Here is a 21,772-nt window from a genome sequence, read left to right as displayed (position 1 = left end):
TCATGAGCATGCTGGGATTGAAGATCAACAATGCCGAGGTCGAAGCGGCGGATGGCCGCGTCTTCGAACGGCTGAACCCGATTTCCGGCGAGGTGGCGTCGACCGTGGCGGCCGCGAACGTCGATGACGCGCGACAGGCGGTCAATGCTGCGGCAAGGGCCTTCCCGGCCTGGGCGGCGACCGGCCCCGGCCAGCGGCGCAAGCTGCTGCTGGCGGCCGCCGACCGCCTACAGGCAAAGGCGCCCGAGTTCGTCGCCGCGATGGCTTCCGAAACCGGAGCGACCGCCGGCTGGGCGATGTTCAATGTCGCGCTTGCCGCCGACATGCTGCGCGAGGCGGCATCGCTGACCACCCAGATCGCCGGCGAAGTGATCCCGTCGAACCGGCCGGGGAGCCTCGCGATGGCGATCCGGCAACCGGCAGGCGTCGTACTGTCGATCGCCCCCTGGAACGCGCCCGTCATTCTCGGCGTGCGCTCGCTGGCAACCCCGCTTGCCTGCGGCAACACCGTCGTCATGAAGACCTCTGAAATCTGCCCGCGCACCCACCGTTTGATTGTTGACGCGCTGCACGACGCGGGCCTGCCGGAAGGCGTGCTCAATGCCGTGTCGAACGCGCCGGAAGACGCCGGCGAGATCGTCGAGGCCTTGATCGCCCATCCGGCCGTGCGGCGCGTCAACTTCACCGGTTCGACCCGTGTCGGCCGGATCATCGCCGAAAGTGCCGGCCGCCACCTCAAGCCCGCCTTGCTCGAGCTCGGCGGCAAGGCACCCTTCGTCGTGCTCGACGATGCCGATCTCGAACAGGCTGTCGCCGCCGCCGCCTTCGGCGCCTACATGAACCAGGGCCAGATCTGCATGTCGACCGAGCGCATCGTCGTCGACGAGACGATCGCCGACCGCTTCGTCGAGGCGCTGGCCGCCAAGGTGAAGACGTTGAAGGCCGGTGACCCGCGCAAGGGCGACACGCCGCTCGGCTCGGTCGTCGATGCCCATGCCGCCCAGCGGATCGACGCGCTGGTGCGCGATGCCGTTGCCAAGGGCGCGACACTGGCAGCCGGCGGCGGCATCGACGGCACGATCGTCGACGCCACGCTGCTCGACCGGGTGACATCGGCGATGCGGATCTACGGCGAGGAGAGTTTCGGCCCCGTGGTCTCGGTCGTTCGCGTCGGCTCCATCGACGAAGCGGTGCGCGTCGCCAACGACACGGAGTATGGCCTTTCCTCCGCCGTCTTCGGCAAGGATATCAATCGGGCGATGGCCGTTGCGCGCCGGATCGAATCCGGCATTTGCCACATCAACGGCCCGACGGTTCACGACGAGGCGCAGATGCCCTTCGGTGGCGTCAAGGAGTCCGGCTATGGACGCTTTGGTGGCAAGGCCGGCATCGCCGAGTTCACCGAACTTCGCTGGATCACCATTCAGGACGGCCCGATCCACTATCCGATCTAGCAACCGACGTTCGAAAAACGGCGATCAGGGCGGCGGGGAGCGGGCCTGATCGCCGTGACCGGAAGATTGGCCGGCATTGAGGAGGAGGCAAGCTTGGCGGCACTGGAAAACAAGACCTGCATCATCACCGGCGGCGCCGGCAGTCTCGGATTGGCGGCGGCGAAGCTGTTTCTTGACGAAGGCGCCAATGTGGCGCTCGTCGATCTGTCGATGTCGGCGCTGCAGGAGGCTGCCAAGGCCCTGCCGAGCGAGCGTGTGCTGCTTGTCGAAGCCGACGTTTCACGGGCGGCCGATGCCAAACGCTATGTCGAACGGACAGCAGACCGCTTCGGTGCGATCGACGTGCTCTTCTCCAATGCCGGCAATTTCGGCATCGTCGCACCGATCGATATCTATCCCGAGGATGTCTTTGACACGGTACAGGCTGTGCATGTCAAAGGCGCCTTTCTCGCCGCCAAACATGTGGTTCCCTGCATGCGTGATGACGGCTCCATCATCATCACCTCGTCGGTCGCCGGCCTGCGCGGCGACCCCGGTGTCTATGCCTATATCACCGCCAAACACGCGCAGATCGGGCTGATGCGGTGCCTTGCCAAGGAACTGGCTCCGCGCCGGATCCGTGTCAACACTGTCCATCCCGGGCCGATCGACAACGGCTTTCAGTTGGCCGTCGAACAGGGTCTCGGCGCGGCCATCGGCACTGACGGCACGGATTTCTTCAACCGGATGATCCCACTCGGTCGCCACGGCACGCCTGATGAGATCGCCCGCTCCGTCCTTTACCTCGCCAGCGACCAGTCGAGCTTCGTGACCGGCACGACGCTGATGGTCGATGGCGGCATGAGCGCCTGAAGCGAGGAAGTGAAAATGAACCATCGGAACGAAGCGCCCAGCCTGAGCGAAACGATGACTGCAGGCGGCGCGCTGCTGGCGCGTCTGAAGGCCGTCGGTGTCGACTATATCTTTGCCAATTCCGGCACCGACTTCCCGCCTGTTATCGAGGGGCTCGCCGAGGCCGAGGCAAAAGGCATCGCGCTTCCGCAAGCGATCGTCATTCCGCACGAGAGCGCAGCCATGGCAATGGCTCACGGCTACTATCTTGCGACCGGCCGCCCGCAGGCCGTCATGGCGCACACCAATGTCGGTCTTGCCAATTGCGCCATCGGCGCAATCAACGCCGCAACCGAGCATATCCCGGTGCTGCTTTTTTCCGGCAAGACCCCGGTCAGCGAACGCGGCCATCTTGGCTCGCGCACCGTGCCGATCGGCTGGGGCCAGGAGATGCGCGACCAGGCGGCACTGGTGCGCGAAGCGGTGAAATGGGACGACGAACTGCGCTTTGCCGAACACGTGCCGCAGATGGTCGACCGGGCGCATGCGATCGCCACCTCCACGCCGCGCGGTCCTGTCTATATGAGCCTGCCGCGCGAGGTGCTGTGCGGGCCCTGCCCGACCGAAGGTCTGGCCGATCCGCCGTCGATGCAGCCGGCCGTGCACAGCCCGGAACCGGCAACGATCGCGCAAGCCGCCTTGCTGCTTGCCCGGGCGCGCAATCCGGTGATTTTCGCGCAACGCGGCGCCGGCTCTCAGGTCGGCTTCGAGGCGCTCTCCAGACTTGCCTCCGAATGGGCGATCCCGGTCTGCCAATATTGGGCGGTTCAGCTCGCCATCGCCACCGACCATCCGATGGCGGCACCCGCCGATCCGCGGCCTCTGCTCGAGAATGCGGACGTCATCCTCGTCATCGACGCCCTGGCTCCCTGGTCGCCGGACATTCACGAGTTGAAACCCGGATGCAAGGTCATCCAGCTCGGGCAGGATCCGCTCTTCCAGCGGTTTCCGGTGCGCTATTTCCGCTCCGACGTGACCATCGCCTGCGATATCGAGGCCGGTCTGCTGGCGCTCGCAGACGCTCTCGCCGCGCAGGAGAAACCAGCCGGGCTTGAGGCGCGACGAGCCGCAATCGCGGCAGCCAGCGTGGCGTCAAGAACCGCCATTGAGGCAAAGGCCGCGGCCGGCGCCGGAGACGCTATGACCAAGGAGTGGGTCAGCCTCACCTTGTCCCGGGCGCTTTTTGGCCGCAAGGCGACAGTGCTGTCCGAGCTCGGTTGCCCGCTTGCCCCCATGCGTCTTAACAATGCCCGGGCCTGGTATCAGGAACCGCATTCGGGCGGCCTCGGCTGGTCATTTCCCGCCGCCCTCGGCATGCAGCTTGCCGAGCCGGATCGGCTGGTGGTCGCGACGATGGGCGACGGCTCCTACATCTTCTCGAACCCGGCCGCCTGCCACCAGATCGCCGCGGCGCTCGGCCTGCCGATCCTGATCGTCATCGTCAACAACGCCGAGTGGGGTGCGGTCAGGCAGTCGGTTCTCGGCGTCTATCCCGACGGCTATGCCGCAAAGGCCAACCGCATGCCGCTGACCTCGCTTGTCCCTGTTCCCGACTTTGCCAAGATCGCCGCGGCGAGCAACGCCTACGCCGAAACGGTCTGGCGTGGCGAGGAACTGCAGGCCGCGCTTGAGCGCGCCATCCACCACATCGAGACCAACCGCGGCGCTGCGCTCCTGAACGTGCACGTGCGCGCCTGACCCTGGCCCAAGAACGGAGGAAACGATGCCTGAGCTTGCAACGACCGAATTCTGGAAGGACCTGAAGCCGATCACCAAGGTGTTCCAGCCGGACGCGCTGCCCGAGGTCTATCTCGAGAACGCCGCAACCGATGACGAGCGCTTCTATGTGCCCTTCACCGAAACGGTCTCCTCACGTCCACTGTGGATTTCCCCGACACAGAACAAATGGTGCGACATTCTGATGGCGAAGAAGGCCGGGCTGGTGAACCGGCATTATCACCCGCATGAGGTCTTCGCCTACACCATCTCGGGAAAATGGGGTTATCTGGAACACGACTGGACCGCGACCGCCGGCGATTTCGTCTACGAGACGCCCGGCGAGGGGCATACGCTGGTTGCCTATGAACACGAGCAGCCGATGAAGGTGTTCTTCCAGGTCAAAGGGCCATTGATCTGGCTGGACGAACAGGGCGAGCCGGACGGCTTCTTCGACGTGCATAACTATATCGCGCTCTGTCGCGATCACTACGAGAGGGTTGGCCTCGGCCGCGATTACGTCGACCGCCTGTTTCGCTGAAACCGGCGGTCGGAGCCGCCGTGCTCAAAACAGCGATTGCTGGGCGGGCTCCGGCGGTCCGAGACGCACGCCTTCGAGTTCCAGCATGCGGATCTTCGATGTCGAGCCGCCTGGAGCCGAAAAGCCGCCGACCTTGCCGCCGGCGGCCAGCACCCGGTGGCAGGGAATGATCAGCGCCACCGGGTTCTTCGCCATGGCCTGACCGACATCCCGCGCGGCCTCGGGGCCGACGCCGAGTTCCTTTGCCAAGGCGCCATAGGTGGTGGTTTGTCCCCATCCGAGCCTGCGGGCAGCGGCATAGATCTGTTTGAAGAACGGATCCTGCCCTTCGAGATCAAGCTTGATATCGGAGAAATCGACCTGTTCACCGCTGAAGTAGCGTTGAACCGCGGCAACCGCATCTGCAACCTCCGGCGTCGGCGTGCCCGGTTCGCCGGCAACAAGCCGGCGCAGCAGCAGCCGTTCGGTGTCCTGCGCCTTTTTGGTCGGCAGCTGGAAACGGGTGATGCCGACGGCGTTCCAGGCGATGCCGCAGAAGCCGGCAGCGGTCTCGAAGATAAGATAGTTGTGAACTGTCTGCGCCATCGCACCGCCCTCGCATTTTCACATGACCATGAAAATCGTGCGGAACGCGGGCGAATTCAACCCGATTCCTGCGCCCAGGCGCTGCCACCAACAGATTGCCTGCCCGCGGGATCGGCTCAGCGTCGACCTCCGCCAGCGGGCGAAGGGACTGTTTCGCTGTGAGCAGCGCAGGATTGGCGCTACTGGCCTTCTATCGTCTTCGCCCAGTTTGCGGCGCGCTCAGCGGACTCGATCAGCACCGCCTTCGGCGCCTTGTACCATTCGTTCTCCGGCAGGCCACGACGGTTGCGCACGAACGCGATCGCCGCATCGAGCGTCGGGAACTCGGCTGGCAAGGTCAGGTGCAAAAACAGCGACACGACGATGACCGAACGCGAGCGGCCGCCGCGGCAGTTGATGAGAATGCTGCCCATCTCCCGGCGCGGATAGGACGGCTTTTCCGGCAGTACCTGTTCCAACGCCGCGCGCAGGATATAGTGCGCCGCCAGCATCTGCGTGTCGGGATTGCCGCCGCCATCGATCAGCCCAATCTTGTAATAGCGGATCTCGCCCGGACCGTAGACGCTGCCCTCGTGATCGGACACCAGTTGCGCCTGCCGTACGAAATTGAAGTCGAGATTGACGGCGCAGTTGACGACGGTGGTGATGCCGTTCTGTCGGAGAAGATCGAGGTCGCTCGTCCCCTCCTTGCCGGCGATATAGATATCGACGCCATAGAGCGGGTGCTGTTCGTAAACGAGGCTGAGCTTGGCAAGTTCGGCCGATGCTTGGCCCTTCGTCTCGGTTTCCTGGCTTATGTCCAACATTTTTCCCCGCTGTCGTTTCAGCTTGCCGACACGGCAATGCGTGTGGCCGAGATCGCCCGCGCCACGCGCTGCAATGTCGGATAGTTTCCGCCCGCGCCGGTGGCGATATAGCCGGGGCACATGAAATCGGGCGCGTCTGCGGGCACCTTGCCGAGCGTCAGGGGACCGTAACGGCCGTCGGCATTCTTCAGGATCAAGGTCGCGGCCGCCACATCCATTTCGACGATCTTGCCGGTACTGGCATAGACGTTGATCGGCTTTTCCTTCTTTGCCGCCGCAATCAGCGCATCAAGATCGAAGTCGTCGGCCGCATGGGCAGGCGCAGAAAACAGGCCGGCCGCAAGCGCGACCGCCGTCATCGTCATTCCATGCCGTATGTTGGTTGCTGCCTTCATCTCTTCCCCTCCCAAGGAAGCCGTGTTCGGCTTTCCGAACTTCGATCGTTCTAATTTACGTGGGCGCAACGGCAGGCTGCCTGCGACCGCCCAGACAATGGGGCGGTCGCGCAATGCACTGCGTTCCATGTCGGCATCCGCCGGACCGAGCCATCACTTCTGGTAGTTCACACGCCAGAAGTCCTGCCAGGTTTCACGCGCGTCCCAATCGTCGAGGCTCGTTTCCATCTGGTAGGGCAGAACCTGATCGAGAACCTTGCCGATGCCGGAGGGTTCGTCGGCCGGAAGCGCGACGTCGCTATTGGTCGACATCTTGCCGTCGGCCGCCTGCGGCGCGATGCCTTCGGCCGTCATGACGTAATGGATGAAGAGTTTTGCCGCGTTCGGGCTGTTGGTGCCCTTGGTGATCAGGCCGACGCCTGGATACATCCAGCCGAGCCATGGCTTCAGGTCTTTGCAGAGCCCGAGCTTCATGCCCTTCTCCGCATTGTCGCGGAATTTTGCCGAGCTCATCAGCCCCATGAATGGCTGCGACTGGCCGGGCGCACCGACGGCGTCGGCCGCGGCTGCATCGGCATCGGTCAAGAGCGGTGCGTTGGCTGCAAGCGCCTTCACCCAGGCCGCCGTCGCGCTGCCGTCGTCCAGTTCCAGTTCCTTGCCGTGGAGCTCCTTGTAGGCGGCAGCGACCTTGTCATCGCCGTGTTTTGCCATCTGGTTGAACCAGTCGACATAGGACGCCTTACCGAGCGGGTCCTGCATGGCGATCTTGCCCTTCCACTCAGGACCGGTCAGCTGCCAGATATTGCTGACCGGGCACTTGTCGAAAATCTCGGTGTTGTAGGCCCAGACGTTGGCGCTGGTCACGACGGTCAGAGGATTCTGGTACTGCTCCGGGATTTTCGCGGCAAGATCCGGCGGCAGCCAGCTCTCGGCAAAACCCTGCGGAATGAGCTGGGCCATGGCCGCCGGCGCATCGCTGATGATCGAAACGTCGCCCTGGACGTTGTTGGCGCGCGCCTCGCGGATGATCATTTCCAGCTGCGCCGTCGCCTTGACCTTCGACCCCTCGGCGGCGACGCCATATTTCGCCGAAAACGCCTTGGCCATCTCGACGATCTTGCCGGTGCTGTCATAGACGGTGATCGGCGGCTCCTTCTTGGCCGCCTCGACCAGGGCGTTGAGGTCGAAGGCGTCTCCAGCCATGGCCTGTCCGGCCAAGAGGCCGGCAAAGGCCGTGGTCCACAACAGGCAGCGCCTTTTATTGTCTGCCGTTCCATTCTTCCGAAAATGCATCGACTGCTCCTCCTCAGTAAGCGGTGTTCGTCTTTCGGTTGGTGTGATCAGTAATGTCGTCAGTTCAGCTTCGTGCTGCGCAGCAGTTTGTCGGCCTCGGCAATGCGCTGGCCGTCCTTGTCGAAGACATGCAGCGCCTCCGGCGGTGCGCAGAAGCGGACCTTCTCGCCGAGCTCGAGCCGCGGCAGCGCGTGCGTCGTCAGGAACAGCGTGTGGTTGTCACTCTTCAGCTCCAGGATCCAGCTGCCGCCGGTCGGCAGGATGCCGGTGACGACCATCTTGCCGCTGAAGCTGCCCTGCGGAACGTCCTCCTTCCGCGTGGCGTAGCTGAGCGCCTCCGGGCGGATACCGACGGAGCCGATACCGAGCAGGCCAGGGTAGCGGTTCGAGAGGTAAGCTTCCGCCTCCTTGGCAACATCCGATTTGGCCTTCTTGTCGAAGGACAGGATGTTGATCGGCGGGCTGCCGACGAATTCGGCGACGAAGCGGTTGGCCGGACGATCATAGATGTCGTTCGGCGTGCCCATCTGCTGCAGCGTGCCTTCGTTCATCACCGCAATCGTCGTCGCCAGCGTCATCGCTTCCCACTGGTCGTGGGTGACGAAGACGATCGTCGTCTTGAATTCCTTGTGCAGCCGTTTGAGTTCGGCACGCATTTCCAGACGCAGCCGGGCGTCGAGGTTCGACAGCGGCTCGTCGAGCAGCAGCACGCCCGGATTGACCGCAAGCATGCGGGCGAGTGCGACGCGTTGCTGCTGGCCGCCGGAAAGCTGCGACGGATAGCGGTCGCGGTATTTGGCGATGTCGAGCGCCTGCATGACCTTTTCGACGCGGGCCTCGCGCTCGGCCTTCGGCAGCTTGCGCAGCCGCAGGCCGAAGTCGGTGTTGCGCTCGATGGTCAGATGCGGCCAGAGCGCGTAGCTCTGGAACACCAGACCCATTTCGCGCTTCTCCGGCGGCACGAAGACCCCGTCGAAGATCGAATCGACCACCCGGTCGCCGATGCGGATTTCGCCGGCCGACAGGTTTTCCAGGCCCGCGATCATGCGCAATGTCGTCGTCTTGCCGCAGCCCGAGGGCCCGAGCAGGCACATGAACTCGCCGTCGCGAATTTCCAGATCAAGGTTGGAGACGGCATTGGCGGAGTTGACGCCGTAATTCTTCTGGGCGCCGCGCAGATTGATAGTGGGCATCAGCTTCCGAGTCCTTCTGCAAGATTGGTCTTGGTCAGCTTCTGGGCTGCCAGTGTTCCGAGATAGGCGATCGCCGCGATGATCAGCACGACCGCGTTTGCCGCCTGGGTGTAGTGGTAGTCGACGAGCCGCAGCGAATAGGTCGTGAGCACGTCGGTGCTGGGCACGGCGAGGATGACAAACAGGCTGAGGCCCTTGATGCCCGAGATGAACGGCAGCAGCACACCGGTGACGAGCGAGCCTTTCTGGATCGGGATGACGATCGACATCATGCGGCGGAACCAGCCGGCACCGGCGATCTGGGCCGCCTCTTCCGGATCCTTGCCAAGCTGGGTCATCGCCGAGATCCCGGCCCGCGAGGCATAAGGCATCTGGTCCGCCATCAGCGCCAGCGCCAGGATGGTGACGGTGCCGTAGAGCGCCGGCATCGGGCCTCTGGGAACCGCAAAGAGCGAGAGATAGGCAGCCGCAAAGGCGATCCCCGGCACCAGATAGGGCAGGAACGTCACCTGGCGCAGATAGACCGACAGGACCCGGACCGGCGTGCGGATGACGACATAACCGACAAGCAGGCCGAGAATGCCCGAGGCCAGCGAAGCGAGGCCGACGATCATCAGCGTATTCTTCGCCGCAGCCCAGAGATCGGGGCTCAGGAGCACGCCGGTCTGCAGCGCCACGGTATGAAGGTCCTGGCCGATCCAGTAGTCGAGCGTGAAGTTGTCGAGCGTGAACTGTGCCGGCAGCTTCATGACCGTCGACAGGAACAGGGTCAAAAGCGGCAGGCCGACGCTGAGCATGAAGATGGTCGCGGCAAAACCCGTGGCCGGAAGCCTCAGCTTGCCGAGCCGGCTTTGCCGGTTCATCGAGCCCTTGGAGCCGATGGTGACGAAGCGGCGCGCTTCGCGCACCAGACGCGCATCGATCATCAGGGTGATGATGCCGATCAGCATGATGGAGGCGGCAACGACGCCGGCGACGCCGGTCTGCCGGGAGGCGATACTGCGGAAGAGCGAGGTCGAAAGCACCTCGAACTTGACCGGCAGGCCGAGAACATACGGCACACCGAACTCGCCCAAGCATTTTGCGAAGACCAGGATCATCGAAGACATCAGCGCCGGACGCATCAAGGGCAGGATGATCTGCATTGCCACCTGGTAGCGCTTGGCGCCAAGGATGCGGGCGGAATCTTCCAGCTGGGAATCGAAGCGTCGGAGCGCCGAGCCGAACAGCAGGATGACGAAAGGCGCGTAGTGGAGGGCGAGAATGATGGTGATCGGAAAGCGGCCATAGGCAACCCAGTCCGGTGGCGCCCAGCCCAGAGCCTCGAACCAGCCGGGCTGGCCGCCGACCGTGCGGTTCTTGAACAGCGTGGTCCAGGCGAGCGCAAAGGTCCAGGCGGGCAGCATGTAAGGCACGATCAGGGCGGTCGCGAACCAGCGCCGCCCGAACATGTCGGTGCGGCTGATCAGCCAGGCGAGAATGGTTCCGATCAAAAGCGACAACAGGATCGCACCGACGGCAACCGACAGCGTGTTGAACAGTGGCCGCCAGAAGAGATCGACGGAGACGGGGGACATGAACGTCCGGTCGAGATAGTACAGCGTCAGGTCACCGAAATCCTTGCCGAGCCGGCGCTCATGTCCAAATTGCACGCGCACGGAATCGAGCACGATGGAGATGATCGGCACGACGATCAGATAGGTGAAGAGCAGCGCGGTGAGCACCCCGATCAATGTCGTCGGCTCCCGGGAGGCGACCTTCAACCGATACCGCCAAACCTGCCAGGACGAAGGCACAGCGGCCCCACCGCTCGCCGCCCGCGGCGCCTTCGCTGAATCACTTAGAAAAGCCATGCTCTGTCCCCTTGAGATCTCGCCTCGCAATACGATCCGGCGATGCGCCGGGCGCCTCGCGGCCGAGCCAACATGCGAACGGGGAGGTCAGGGAAAGCCGCGCGGGCAGCCGCCCCTGCTCCATGTCGAGCAAGGCAACCTGCCGCGAGAACGCGATACGCCGTCATCGATCCAATCCTCCCTGTTCGCGACTGACCCCGATCAACGATCCTGTCCGGATCGGATCGGGTCCGACAGCAGCCAGCCACTCCTCAGAGGCCGGCGCCATCATCACGAACATAGGCGGAACAAAAATTCCATTTCTGAGCCGCCAATGGAACGCATGATCCATTGAGAGGGCAGACTTGTCAATAAAAAAATGCACACGTGCGCAATGATATATCTTATTGATTTCACGTTATATTTTTTCGTCACAGCGAGACTTGTTTCGAACACGTGATCATAGCCACGCGACTGGTCGACGAAGACGCGCCAGCCGCATACGGAACGGCGAACCAAACAGCCGAATTTCCGGCGGCCGCGCAGCGCTCACGCGACACCGCCAGCCGAGGCAAACGACACTTTTTCGTTGGAATGAACCGGCTTTTGTGGCCCAGATAGCCGCGAGCTGATTCTTGAGGGAAACCATGGCACGAGGGTTCGTCACGGCCGAGGAAGTCGCAAAGCGCGCGGGTGTTTCGCGCTCGGCCGTCTCGCGGACGTTCACGCCGGGCGCCAGCGTCTCGCAGTCGGTCCGGCGCAAGGTGCTGAAGGCTGCGCGCGAGCTCGGATACCGAGTCAACCGGCTGGCTCAGGGATTGAACAACGACCGCTCGAACCTGATCGGCGTCGTCGGTACCAATCTCAGTGCACCGTTCATTTCCAAGCAGCTTGATCTTCTCAGCATCGGCCTGCTCCGGCGCGGGCTTCAGTGCCTGCTGTTGAACGCCGCGGATGCCCGCAAGGATATCGCGCCGCTGATCGAGTTGCTGTTCGAGTTCCGCGCCCAGGCGATCGTCGTGCTTTCCGGCGAGCCGCCGTCCTCGATCGTCGACGAATGTATCGCCAACGGCGTGCGGCTGATCCTGGTCAATCAACGGCTCGATCGCACCGACACCAACATGGTGCTGAGCGACGATTCGCGCGGTGCCGATCTGGCCGCGCTCCGGCTGATCGCCGCCAAGTGCAGCAAGGTTGCGGTCGTCTCCAGCGGCAGCCAGACGCCGGCCCAGGTTCGGCGAGCGACGGCGTTCACGCAAAGGATGCAGACCGCCGGCATCGAGGTGGTCGCCTGGTCGGACGGGCCGACGAGCTACGAAAGCGGCTATCAGGCCGGGTGCGATCTCTTGAGGGACAAGAGGATTGACGGTGCCTTTTGCGTCACCGACCTGCTGGCGCTCGGTTTTCTCGACGCCGCCCGCATCGAGATGCACCGTCGCGTGCCGCAGGACGTGTCCATCGTCGGTTTCGACGATATTCCGCAGGCGGGCTGGAAGAGCTACGAGCTCACCACCATCGAGCAATCCTTGTCGGCGCTGACCGCCAACGTCCTGGCGGCGCTCGAAACCGACGAGCCCGCGACCCGGCTGCAAGTGGTCCCCGTGTCGATGATCGAGCGCAAGACGGTGCGTTAACCCTTCCTCCGGGCAGCGCTTTCGAAATCAGCCGACCTGCCGGATGCGACTTTCGATCAGCAGACCGCTGTCGTCGAGGATCGGGTGCGCAACGGATACGATATGGGCGTTGATGCGCTTGAGGTCACGCAGCATATCGAGGTGCAGCGAACTGGTTTCGATGCTTTCCATCCGACCATCGCGCAGCCGCTGCAGATGCCGCTCGGCCGATTGCCGCTCGAGGCGGCGCACGTCTTCCTTCACCTCCACCAGCCACCGGGCCAAAGCCGCATCGCGGGTCGCAAACACCGTCTGCGCCATGCGCAGATTGTCGAGCGTGATCGCAAACAGCCGCGTCAATTCCTCGTGGCCATCCCTCGAAAACGTCAGACCCAGCGCGATCTTCTTTGCAAGTTCGGCAAGCAGGCCCTTCTCGATGATGTCGCCGATAGTTTCGAGATTGATGGCGTCCCGAGCGATACGATCCAGGCGGTCATCGCGGTTCCGACATTCGCACCCAAAAGCACGATCTGCGCCATGCGCGGCGCAACGAGATTGCGCTCCGTGAAGGATGCGATCATCAGCGCCGTCGCGGTCGAGCTCTGCAGCGCAATCGTTGCGACCAGACCGGCGAGAAAGGATCGCACGCCATCGCGCGTGCCGGCGGCCAGCCCCGTCTTCAGCCTGGCGCCAAAGGCACGCTGAACGCCGTTCTTGACCTCCGACAGCCCGAACAGCAGCAGCGCCACGGCGCCGAAGAGATTGATGCTGACGATGGTCGATCCCATGGACTCAACTCCGCTCGGACGATCCGTTTTGGCCTAATGCGGCTGGCGGCAGCGCTTTACTGCCTGCCGCGCCGCAGCTCCTCGCGGAAGAGTTGCTGGAACGCAGCGTATTTCTCGAAGCCCAGGTCGTTGATCAGCCGCATGACCGTGGTGGTCGAAACACCGGCCCGCTCAGCCACTTCCCGTGCGCTGGCGAAGGCGACGTCGTAGGGATGCGACAGGGTGAACTTGGCGACTTCGAGCCGCCCGCCTTTCAGCCCGCGGGCCCGAAGGCGAAACGCCTCCTTCAACTCCGGAACGCTCGATGGCGGCTTCGCCCCCCGACCGGATACGACAAACGACTGCTGATCCATGGTCAAACAACCTCCTTCGCTTCTGGCTGCAAGGTGATCTCGATCTGCCGCGCGCCGTTTTCAGCTCGATCGAGGAAAGCGGCAAACGCGCCAAGGAAGATCGACAGAAAACTGGCGACAGAGCCGTTCCATCCCTCCTCCGGTTCCCGGCCGAACCGGTCGGAAAGGGCGCGGTAAAGCCGCAGCCGCTCTTGCGATATGACCGGCAGCGCCAGGAAGCCGGCCTGGCGCAGGCAGTACCAGTCGGCGATGACATCGATCATGCCGCAAGCCGCGACCTGTTCCGCTGTCATTCCAGAAGATTTTGCAAACGCGTGCAACGCCGGTGCTACTGCCGCAGCGCCAAGGAACTCCACGCAGACATCGGCAAGCGTGGCGGCTGAGACGCGGCTCACGACATCCTGCGGCCACTCCTTTGGAAAATAGCGATGGTAAACCAAAGCCAGCTTATGAGCCCGCAGGAAGGCGCCATAATCCACAGCATCAAAGGCGACGTCGCCTGCTTCACCGAGCCGTTCCGTCTCGCGGCGATAGGCCTGCGGCAGGCGCGGATCCACCGCCGTCGCCGACAGCTCCACGGTATTGACGACTATGCCGCCGGTCGCCGGCTGGATGACCTTGAAGGCCGGTGGATAGGCGACCAGCGACGGCACTGCGACATTGGTGAGCTGGCGCTCGCCGCGACCCCGCCGCGTCACGCCCTCGACATGAAGGTGGCCGCTGAAGTGCACGCTCAGCCCGGCGCCAAGCAAGGCGTCGGTCACGGCTTGGCGGGGCGTGCGCCGGGCGACATTGGTTTCGCCGAAAAGCACGCGCTCGGCCCCGGTCGCGCCGTCGAACGGATCGAGCGCCGGGTAATGGGAGAAGGCGAGCACAGTCTTGCCCAGCGCTTTTGCCCGGGCGCAGACGTCCGTGATCCAGGAAACGATGAAGGGTTTCAGACGCAGCATGGCATTCCAGCCGGCGGCGGTGCTGTCGACGAAGGCCGCTTCTTCGCCGTTTATGAATGTGCCGTCCCGCGGCTCGAACACGTTGGCGTCGATCATCAGCAGCCAGATGCCCGGCTCCGGCTCCACCAGATAGGAGGCATCCATCAACGAGTACCGGTTGCTTCCATCCGGCGAGTCGACCTCGTAGCGCCGGCTTTCGATATCGTCGGACAGGCCGAACGGCGTCTCCCAATGGAGATATTCGGGCTTGCGAAAATAGCCATAGGCGGCCATCGAGTCGAGGCCGGCCGGATATCCCTCGCAATACATGCGTGGGGTGACGATTGCGCCCTCAGCAGTCGATGCCGGATCGCTCGTTACCCAGACGCCGGCGCCATCCTGATCCAGGAATTCCTTGGTGTGGTGGCGTCCCCTCGGGCCGAAAATATCGTGATTGCCAGGCAGGGCGTAAAACGCGGTTCCGTGTTGGTTCGCGTGCCGGTCAAGGATGCGGCGCAGGCTTGCGGTCGTCTGTCGCTGGCCGTCATCCGTGTAATCACCGAGCAGGACGACGTGCCGGATGCCGCGATCTCTGACCTCGTCCAATGCCACTGAAAGTGCCCTGGCGCTTTCGTTGAAAACGCGGGTCGACTGACGTGTTTCCGCCCAGCTGCGAACCATCATCCGCGGACCGTCAATGGTCATGCCAGGGAAATCGAAGTCGCCTTCAAGATCGTGGAAATGCGCATCGGCGATGACGGCGATGCTGGGTTGGCTGCGCTTCAACATCAGCCCTGCCCGGATGTCTTGCCGGCGATCATGTCGATCCATCCCGACGCCCGGCGCGCCGCCTCGTAAAGCATCGGCTTGGGCGTTTCGAACCATTCGTCCGGACGCAATTCGCGATACTCGCGGATATGGGTAACGGCAGCATCGAGCGTCGGGAACAGCTCCGGCTGCTGCTTGTGCAGGAACAGCGCCACCAGCGAGACCGATCGGCTGCGTCCGCCGCGGCAGTTGACCAGCACATTGCCGCCATCGGCAAAGGGATAGGTTTCGCGCTTCGGCATTGCTTGGCGCAACGCGCCGTCGAGGATGTAATAGGCGCCGAGCATCATCGTGTCCGGGCTGCCTTCGCCGTCGATCAACCCGAGCTTGTAGTAGCGGATATCGGCGTAGCCGCTCGGCCGCAGGTCGCCGGGATCGTCGTCGGCGGTCCCACGCACCCAGTTGATGTCAAGATTGATCGCGCAGTTGACGACGATCGAGATGCCGTGTCGCTTGAGCAAATCAAGATCGCATGCGCCGTCGCTGCCGCCGATATAGAGATTGGATTTGTGCGGACCCAGGCCCTTGGCGATCAGACTGATCGCCGGGCGCGCATATACCGGTGCGTCCATGCCGTTTCCCTTTCCAGATCGGGCGGCGCCGAAAGGCATGCCCATGATTCTCAGTCTCCGCGTCTTTTGGCGCAACCGTTCAGGCGAGCCGCAGTTCGGCAACTGGCCCATCTGCCGACGCGATCGGTATCAGCGATGCCCGGCTTACTCCACCGGCGATGCCTGGTGCGGACGCCAGAACCGGTCCACCATCGCGAAGGCTACCGATCTCCATAAAGGGACAAACGTCGCCGCCGGCCTCGGCAACGAGCAGCAATCCGGCCACGCAGTCCCAGGAGTTCATATGCAGTTCGACATAGGCATCCGAACGGCCGTCGGCGACATAGGCAAGCGCCAGCGCGCCCGAGCCCGCCCTGCGAACATTGGTGCCGAGCGCCAGCAGATCGCGGATGGTTTCGAGATAAATCTCGTTCGACACGCGACCGGACCAGCCCATTTCCACCGACGCCGTTTCGAACGCGGTGGTGGCGGAAACGGCGATCGGTTGACCATTGCGGGTCGCGCCCGCGCCGCGCTCAGCGAAATAGAGCTCGTCCTGCGCGGGGTTGTAGATGGCGCCGATCTCCGTCCGACCGTTCTCGATATAGGCGATCGAGATGCAGAAGTGCGGAATGCTGCGGGCGAAATTGGCCGTACCGTCTACGGGATCGACCACCCAGAGACGATTGCTGATCGAGCCGCCGCCCTCCTCGCCAAAGAAGGCGTCGTCGGGAAAGTGGTCGGCGATCGCCTCGCGGATATGCGCCTCCGAGGCGGCATCCGTTTCGGTCAGAAAGTCCTGCGGACCCTTCATCGAATAGCCGCGCGTCGCGCTGTTTTCAAAGCCGCGGAGCACAAGCGCTCCGGCCGACAGGATGACGTCCCGGCAGAGCTTTGCCCGACCCTCAAGATCGTTCGAATAGACTGGTCGTTCGAGGTTCATTCGGGCATGACTCCTTTGCACACGCGAGCATATTTGCACGCGCGTTCATTGGTGACAAGTCCCCGTTTTGCGCTGAGCCGAGCAACGAACGCCTCGCTCGCGGCCAATGACCAGCGTTGGGCGCACACACCTCATGCTGGCGATATCGCCCCGCCTTACATCACCTTGTTCGTGCGTCAGGGCGCAAGCCGGGCTGAACATCGAAGCATCTTCCGGTACACCCTGGGCACTTGTCTTCAAACGTGAGTTTACAAAAGTATTATTATATGATTTTTTGAACCCGCTGCGAGGAGAGCAGCTTTCTTTGGGAGGAAATCATGAAATTCGCCAAAGCACTCGCGAGTGCAACGATCCTTGCTGCCTGCACGTTTGGCAGCGCATCCGCCGCAGATCTCGTTGTCGGTTTTTCGCAGATCGGCTCGGAGTCCGGCTGGCGGGCTGCGGAGACGACGCTGACGAAGCAGCAGGCTGAGGAGCGCGGCATCGATCTGAAATTCGCCGATGCCCAGCAGAAGCAGGAAAACCAGATCAAGGCACTGCGCTCGTTCATTGCCCAGGGCGTGAACGCCATCCTCCTTGCCCCCGTCGTCGCCACCGGTTGGGATGAGGTCCTACAGGAAGCCAAGGACGCCGAGATCCCCGTCATCCTGCTCGACCGGACCGTCGATGCTTCCGACGACCTTTATATGACTGCTGTCACTTCGGACCTCGTGCATGAGGGCAGCGTCGCCGGCAAGTGGCTTGCCGACACGGTTGCCGGTAAGCCGTGCAACGTCGTCGAACTCCAGGGCACAACAGGTTCTTCGCCGGCCATCGACCGCAAGAAGGGCTTCGAACAGGCCCTTTCCGGCCACGACAACCTCAAGATCGTCCGCAGCCAGACCGGCGACTTCACCCGCACCAAGGGCAAGGAAGTCATGGAAAGCTTCCTGAAAGCCGAGGACGGCGGCAAGAACATCTGCGCGCTCTACGCCCACAACGACGACATGGCCGTCGGCGCCATCCAGGCGATCAAGGAAGCCGGCCTGAAGCCGGGCAGTGACATCCTCGTCGTTTCGATCGATGCCGTCCCGGATATCTTCGAGGCGATGGCCGCAGGCGAAGCCAACGCGACCGTCGAACTGACGCCGAACATGGCCGGCCCCGCCTTCGACGCGCTTGCCGCGTTCCAGAAAGATGGAACCAAGCCGCCGAAGTGGATCCAGACGGAATCGAAGCTCTACACCCAGGCCGACGATCCGAAGAAGGTCTACGAAGCGAAAAAGGGCCTGGGCTACTGATCCCAAACATCACCGGCGCCTGTGCAGGACGCTTCCACATGTCTGCCTGAACCGAGTGAGGTCCAGGGAGAAAATCATGCGGCAGCTTTCAAGCACTGTGGCGCCGGTTGCCCGCCGACTTGCCGCATTCGGCCGCTGGGCCGAGTGCGAGGCACGTGTTGCGGCACACTGAAGCAATGTGGCGCGCCCGACCGGGCGCCCCACGTTCCACTCAGGGAGGGATCATGCAGACCGTTGGCGACAACCTGCTTTCAGCGACCCGGATCGACAAGGTCTTTCCCGGCGCAAAGGCGCTGGACAAGGTCGACTTTCATTTGCGCCGGGGTGAAGTCCATGCGCTTCTCGGCGAAAACGGCGCTGGCAAGTCGACGCTGGTCAAATGCCTCACCGGCGCCTACCGGCGCGACGGCGGCATGATCCTGCTCGACGGCGTCGAGGTCGATCCGCGCGACACGTTCAATGCGCAGAAGCTCGGCATCGGCACCGTCTATCAGGAGGTCAACCTGCTGCCCAACCTGACGGTGGCGGAAAACCTCTTTCTCGGACGCCAGCCACGCCGGTTCGGTTTCGTCGATGTCCGCGCCATGAACCATCAGGCGCGCGCGCTGCTTGAAAACTACGAGCTCGATCTCGACGTCACCCGCGCACTCGACAGCTACTCCGTCGCCATCCACCAGGTCGTGGCGATCGCCCGTGCGGTCGATCTCTCCGGCAAGGTTCTGATCCTCGATGAGCCGACCGCAAGTCTCGACGCCCATGAGGTCGAGATGCTGTTTCGCATCGTCCGGCGGCTGAAGGCCCGCGGCCTCGGCATTGTCTTCATCACCCACTTCCTCGAACAGGTGTACGAGATTTCCGACCGCATCACCGTGCTTCGCAATGGTCAACTGGTCGGCACCCGCGACACGGCGACGCTCGAACGGCGCGATCTGATCTCGATGATGATCGGCCGCGAGCTTGCGGCGGAGATCCACTCTGCGCGCAAGGAGCCGGATGTCACCGGGCCGGTGCGTTATCGCTTCAAAGATTATGGCCGCAAGGGCCACATCTCTCCCTTCGACCTCGACGTCAGGGCCGGAGAGGTTGTCGGCATTGCCGGTCTTCTCGGCTCCGGCCGCACGGAGACGGCCGAGATCCTCTTCGGTGCGCATCGCGCCGACAGCGGCACGGCCGAATTGGGCGGCAAGGCCGTCCAGCTATCGTCGCCGCGCCGGGCGATCGTACACCGGTTCGGCTTCTGCCCCGAGGACCGCAAGACCGCGGGCATCGTCGGCGATCTCTCGGTGCGCGAAAACATCGTGTTGGCACTCCAGGCTCGACGCGGCTGGACCCGTCCGATCTCCCGCACCGAGCAGAACCGCCTGGCGGACCACTATATCCGGGCGCTCGACATTCGCACGGTCGATCGCGAAAAGCCGATCAGGCTGCTTTCCGGCGGCAACCAGCAGAAGGCCATTCTCGCCCGCTGGCTGGCGACGGAGCCCGAATTCCTGATCCTCGACGAGCCGACACGCGGCATCGATGTCGGCGCGCATGCCGAGATCGTCCGGCTGATCGAGGGCCTGCGCGAGAAGGGCATGTCGCTGATGGTCATATCGTCGGAAATTGAAGAGCTTGTCGCCTACAGCACGCGCATCGTCGTGCTTCGCGACCGACAGCATGTGGCCTCACTCGAAGGCGAGCGGATCACGGCGGACCAGATCATCGAAGCCATCGCATCGGCGAACGAACGGGGAGCGGCATGACAGCAATATTAAGGAGCTATGCGCTCAGGCTCCTGCCGCAGCTCATCGCGCTGGCAGCAATTCTCCTGATGGTATCCTTCGTGTTCCCGGGTTTCTTCCGCCTCGAAATCCAGAACGGCCGCCTCTATGGCAGCCTCATCGATATCTTCAACCGCGGCGCCCCGGTGGTTCTTCTCGCCATCGGCATGACTGTCGTCATCGCCACCAAGGGCATCGACCTTTCCGTCGGCGCCGTGATGGCGATCTGCGGCGCAGTCGCCGCCTCGTCGATCACGTCGGGCCACTCGCTGGCGATGACGCTTCTGATCACGCTCGGCACCGGCATTCTCTGCGGTCTTTGGAACGGCTTCCTGGTTGCCGTGCTCGATATCCAGCCGATCATCGCGACGCTGGTGCTAATGGTTGCCGGGCGCGGCATCGCCCAACTCGTCACCGAAGGCGCGATCCTCACCTTCAACGATCCCGGATTGATCTTCCTTGGCAGCGGCTCGTTTGCATGGTTGCCCCTGCCCGTGCTCATCTGGCTGGCCTTCGGCATCCTGGTGGCGCTGATCGTGCGCAAGACCGCGCTCGGCATGCTGATCGAGGCGATCGGCGTCAACCGCCAGGCAAGCACGCTATCCGGCGTATTGACCCCGGTGCTGCTGATCGCGGCCTATATGCTGTCGGGCCTTTGTGCCGCGATTGCCGGCATCATCGCAGCCGCCGACATCAAGGGCGCCGACGCCAACAATGCCGGGCTCTGGCTCGAACTCGACGCCATCCTCGCCGTGGTCATCGGCGGCACCTCGCTTCTCGGCGGCCGCTTCAGCATCGCCGCCTCCGTCCTCGGCGCGATCATCATCCAGTCGATCAATACCGGCATCCTGCTTTCCGGCTTCCCGCCGGAATTTAACCTGATCATCAAGGCGGCGATCATCGTCTTCATTCTCGTGCTGCAGTCACCGCCGGCGCGTAACGCCTTGACCTTTGTCGCGCTCCTGCGCGCCAGCAGAAAACCGACGGAGCGGCAAGCACGATGAAACCCAAATACCTGCCGCTGACCGCCACCATCGTCATCTTCGTGCTGAGCTATGCGCTTTGCGTGGCGCAATATCCCAACATCCTGTCGACGCGGGTGATCGGCAACCTGCTGACCGACAACGCCTTCCTCGGCATTGCCGCCGTCGGCATGACCTTCGTGATCCTCTCCGGCGGCATCGACCTGTCGATCGGCTCGGTCATCGCCTTCACTGGCGTGTTCCTGGCCGTCGTGCTGGAGAATGCTGCCATTCATCCGCTCGTCGCCTTTGCGATGGCCCTTCTCATCGCGACGCTTTTCGGTGCGGTGATGGGCGCCATCATCCACTACCTGGAGATGCCAGCCTTCATCGTCACGCTCGCCGGCATGTTTCTGGCGCGCGGCATGGCCTTCGTGCTGTCGATCGATTCCATCGCGATCAAGCATCCGTTCTACGGCACATTGAAGGGGCTCTACTACAAGCTTCCCGGCGGTGGCCGGATCACGCTCATCGGCGGGCTGATGCTGCTCGTCTTTGGCATCGGCATCCTCATTGCCCATCGCACCCGCTTCGGCACCGACGTCTATGCCCTTGGCGGCGGCACTGCCACCGCCAAGCTGATGGGTGTCCCGGTCGGCCGCACCACCATCATGATCTACGCGTTGTCGGGCCTGCTCGCGGGGCTTTCCGGTATCGTGTTCTCGCTCTACACCTCGGCCGGATATTCGCTTGCGGCCGTCGGCGTCGAGCTCGATGCGATAACGGCAGTGGTGATCGGGGGCACGCTTCTGACCGGCGGCTCCGGCTTTGTGGCCGGAACCTTCATCGGCATCCTCATCCAGGGATTGATCCAGACCTACATCACTTTCGATGGCTCGCTCTCCAGCTGGTGGACGAAAATCCTGATCGGCCTGCTACTGTTCGCCTTCATCCTGATGCAGAAGGGCATCGTCTACGTGTCGCGCAGCGAACGGCGACATGCGTAGAGCATTTCCAGGAAAAGTGCGAAGCGGCTTTCCGTCAGGAAATGCGGTA

General features: G+C 63.2%; 18 protein-coding genes and 3 pseudogenes. 9 read left to right on the top strand and 12 right to left on the bottom strand.

Annotation, left to right across the window (positions count from 1 at the left end; all coding sequences use genetic code 11):
• The first annotated feature begins 2 nt into the window (after window positions 1-2).
• The 4 genes from BC363_RS31800 (at window position 3) to BC363_RS31785 (ending at window position 4,602) form a co-directional block, all read left to right on the top strand.
• A complete protein-coding gene (locus tag BC363_RS31800; protein ID WP_065785252.1) occupies window positions 3-1,454 on the top strand; it encodes an aldehyde dehydrogenase in 1,452 nt (483 codons plus the stop codon).
• A 93-nt stretch (window positions 1,455-1,547) separates the two neighbouring features.
• Window positions 1,548-2,306 carry an SDR family NAD(P)-dependent oxidoreductase gene (locus BC363_RS31795; protein ID WP_065785298.1) on the top strand — a complete coding sequence of 253 codons (759 nt, stop codon included), beginning with the start codon at window positions 1,548-1,550 and terminating at the stop codon, window positions 2,304-2,306.
• Between the two features lie 15 nt (window positions 2,307-2,321).
• The gene (locus tag BC363_RS31790; protein ID WP_065785251.1) at window positions 2,322-4,043 is read left to right on the top strand and encodes a thiamine pyrophosphate-requiring protein; all 1,722 of its coding nucleotides are present in this window, start codon (window positions 2,322-2,324) and stop codon (window positions 4,041-4,043) included.
• Between the two features lie 25 nt (window positions 4,044-4,068).
• Entirely contained in the window at window positions 4,069-4,602 is a 534-nt protein-coding gene (locus BC363_RS31785; protein WP_065785250.1) for a 2,4'-dihydroxyacetophenone dioxygenase family protein, read from the top strand.
• Between the two features lie 24 nt (window positions 4,603-4,626).
• Here the strand turns inward: BC363_RS31785 and BC363_RS31780 are convergent, their stop codons facing one another.
• The 7 genes and pseudogenes from BC363_RS31780 to BC363_RS31755 form a co-directional block, all read right to left on the bottom strand.
• A complete protein-coding gene (locus BC363_RS31780) occupies window positions 4,627-5,187 on the bottom strand; it encodes a methylated-DNA--[protein]-cysteine S-methyltransferase (protein ID WP_065785249.1) in 561 nt (186 codons plus the stop codon).
• Between the two features lie 179 nt (window positions 5,188-5,366).
• Complete coding sequence (locus BC363_RS31775) at window positions 5,367-5,993, bottom strand: dual specificity protein phosphatase (RefSeq protein WP_065785248.1); 627 nt, start codon at window positions 5,991-5,993, stop codon at window positions 5,367-5,369.
• A 17-nt stretch (window positions 5,994-6,010) separates the two neighbouring features.
• Window positions 6,011-6,208: pseudogene (locus BC363_RS35680) on the bottom strand (inositol monophosphatase); the annotation flags it as partial.
• A pseudogene (locus BC363_RS35675) lies at window positions 6,209-6,352 on the bottom strand (ABC transporter substrate-binding protein); the annotation flags it as partial.
• Between the two features lie 189 nt (window positions 6,353-6,541).
• Window positions 6,542-7,681 carry an ABC transporter substrate-binding protein gene (locus BC363_RS31765; RefSeq protein WP_065785246.1) on the bottom strand — a complete coding sequence of 380 codons (1,140 nt, stop codon included), beginning with the start codon at window positions 7,679-7,681 and terminating at the stop codon, window positions 6,542-6,544.
• 59 nt (window positions 7,682-7,740) lie between these two features.
• Window positions 7,741-8,874 carry an ABC transporter ATP-binding protein gene (locus BC363_RS31760; protein WP_065785245.1) on the bottom strand — a complete coding sequence of 378 codons (1,134 nt, stop codon included), beginning with the start codon at window positions 8,872-8,874 and terminating at the stop codon, window positions 7,741-7,743.
• Entirely contained in the window at window positions 8,874-10,727 is a 1,854-nt protein-coding gene (locus BC363_RS31755) for an iron ABC transporter permease (protein WP_065785244.1), read from the bottom strand. The genes BC363_RS31760 and BC363_RS31755 overlap by 1 nt, the downstream gene beginning before the upstream one ends.
• Window positions 10,728-11,353: 626 nt before the next feature.
• On the opposite strand from BC363_RS31755, the gene BC363_RS31750 reads away from it, so the two are divergent.
• Window positions 11,354-12,340, top strand: a complete 987-nt coding sequence (locus BC363_RS31750; protein WP_065785243.1) for a LacI family DNA-binding transcriptional regulator — start codon at window positions 11,354-11,356, stop codon at window positions 12,338-12,340.
• Window positions 12,341-12,367: 27 nt separating this feature from the next.
• Here the strand turns inward: BC363_RS31750 and BC363_RS34025 are convergent.
• The 5 genes and pseudogenes from BC363_RS34025 to BC363_RS31720 all read right to left on the bottom strand — a co-directional run bounded on the left by BC363_RS34025 (window position 12,368) and on the right by BC363_RS31720 (window position 16,711).
• Window positions 12,368-13,107 (bottom strand): annotated as a pseudogene (locus tag BC363_RS34025) (PhoU domain-containing protein).
• A gap of 56 nt (window positions 13,108-13,163) precedes the next feature.
• Entirely contained in the window at window positions 13,164-13,460 is a 297-nt protein-coding gene (locus tag BC363_RS31735; protein WP_065785240.1) for a LacI family DNA-binding transcriptional regulator, read from the bottom strand.
• Window positions 13,461-13,462: 2 nt separating this feature from the next.
• Window positions 13,463-15,178, bottom strand: coding sequence for a metallophosphoesterase (locus tag BC363_RS31730; protein WP_065785239.1), 1,716 nt, complete (start codon window positions 15,176-15,178; stop codon window positions 13,463-13,465).
• The gene (locus BC363_RS31725) at window positions 15,178-15,789 is read right to left on the bottom strand and encodes a dual specificity protein phosphatase family protein (protein ID WP_065785297.1); all 612 of its coding nucleotides are present in this window, start codon (window positions 15,787-15,789) and stop codon (window positions 15,178-15,180) included. Before BC363_RS31725 ends, BC363_RS31730 begins: the two co-directional genes overlap by 1 nt.
• 79 nt (window positions 15,790-15,868) lie before the next feature.
• A complete protein-coding gene (locus tag BC363_RS31720) occupies window positions 15,869-16,711 on the bottom strand; it encodes an inositol monophosphatase (protein ID WP_065785238.1) in 843 nt (280 codons plus the stop codon).
• A 317-nt stretch (window positions 16,712-17,028) separates the two neighbouring features.
• On the opposite strand from BC363_RS31720, the gene ytfQ reads away from it, so the two are divergent.
• The 4 genes from ytfQ (at window position 17,029) to yjfF (ending at window position 21,723) form a co-directional block, all read left to right on the top strand.
• The gene (ytfQ, locus tag BC363_RS31715; protein WP_053247959.1) at window positions 17,029-17,991 is read left to right on the top strand and encodes a galactofuranose ABC transporter, galactofuranose-binding protein YtfQ; all 963 of its coding nucleotides are present in this window, start codon (window positions 17,029-17,031) and stop codon (window positions 17,989-17,991) included.
• Window positions 17,992-18,215: 224 nt separating this feature from the next.
• Window positions 18,216-19,736: a galactofuranose ABC transporter, ATP-binding protein YtfR gene (gene ytfR / locus BC363_RS31710; RefSeq protein ID WP_065785237.1), complete on the top strand. Its 1,521-nt coding sequence runs from the start codon at window positions 18,216-18,218 to the stop codon at window positions 19,734-19,736.
• Window positions 19,733-20,758 carry an ABC transporter permease gene (locus BC363_RS31705; RefSeq protein ID WP_065785236.1) on the top strand — a complete coding sequence of 342 codons (1,026 nt, stop codon included), beginning with the start codon at window positions 19,733-19,735 and terminating at the stop codon, window positions 20,756-20,758. Before ytfR ends, BC363_RS31705 begins: the two co-directional genes overlap by 4 nt.
• Window positions 20,755-21,723: a galactofuranose ABC transporter, permease protein YjfF gene (gene yjfF / locus BC363_RS31700; protein ID WP_065785235.1), complete on the top strand. Its 969-nt coding sequence runs from the start codon at window positions 20,755-20,757 to the stop codon at window positions 21,721-21,723. The genes BC363_RS31705 and yjfF overlap by 4 nt, the downstream gene beginning before the upstream one ends.
• Window positions 21,724-21,772 lie beyond the last annotated feature (49 nt).

Origin of the sequence: Ensifer sp. LC384 (genome assembly GCF_001695865.1) — a bacterium.
Classification (GTDB): Bacteria; Pseudomonadota; Alphaproteobacteria; order Rhizobiales; family Rhizobiaceae; genus Ensifer.
This window is presented reverse-complemented; position numbering and strand designations above follow the sequence as displayed.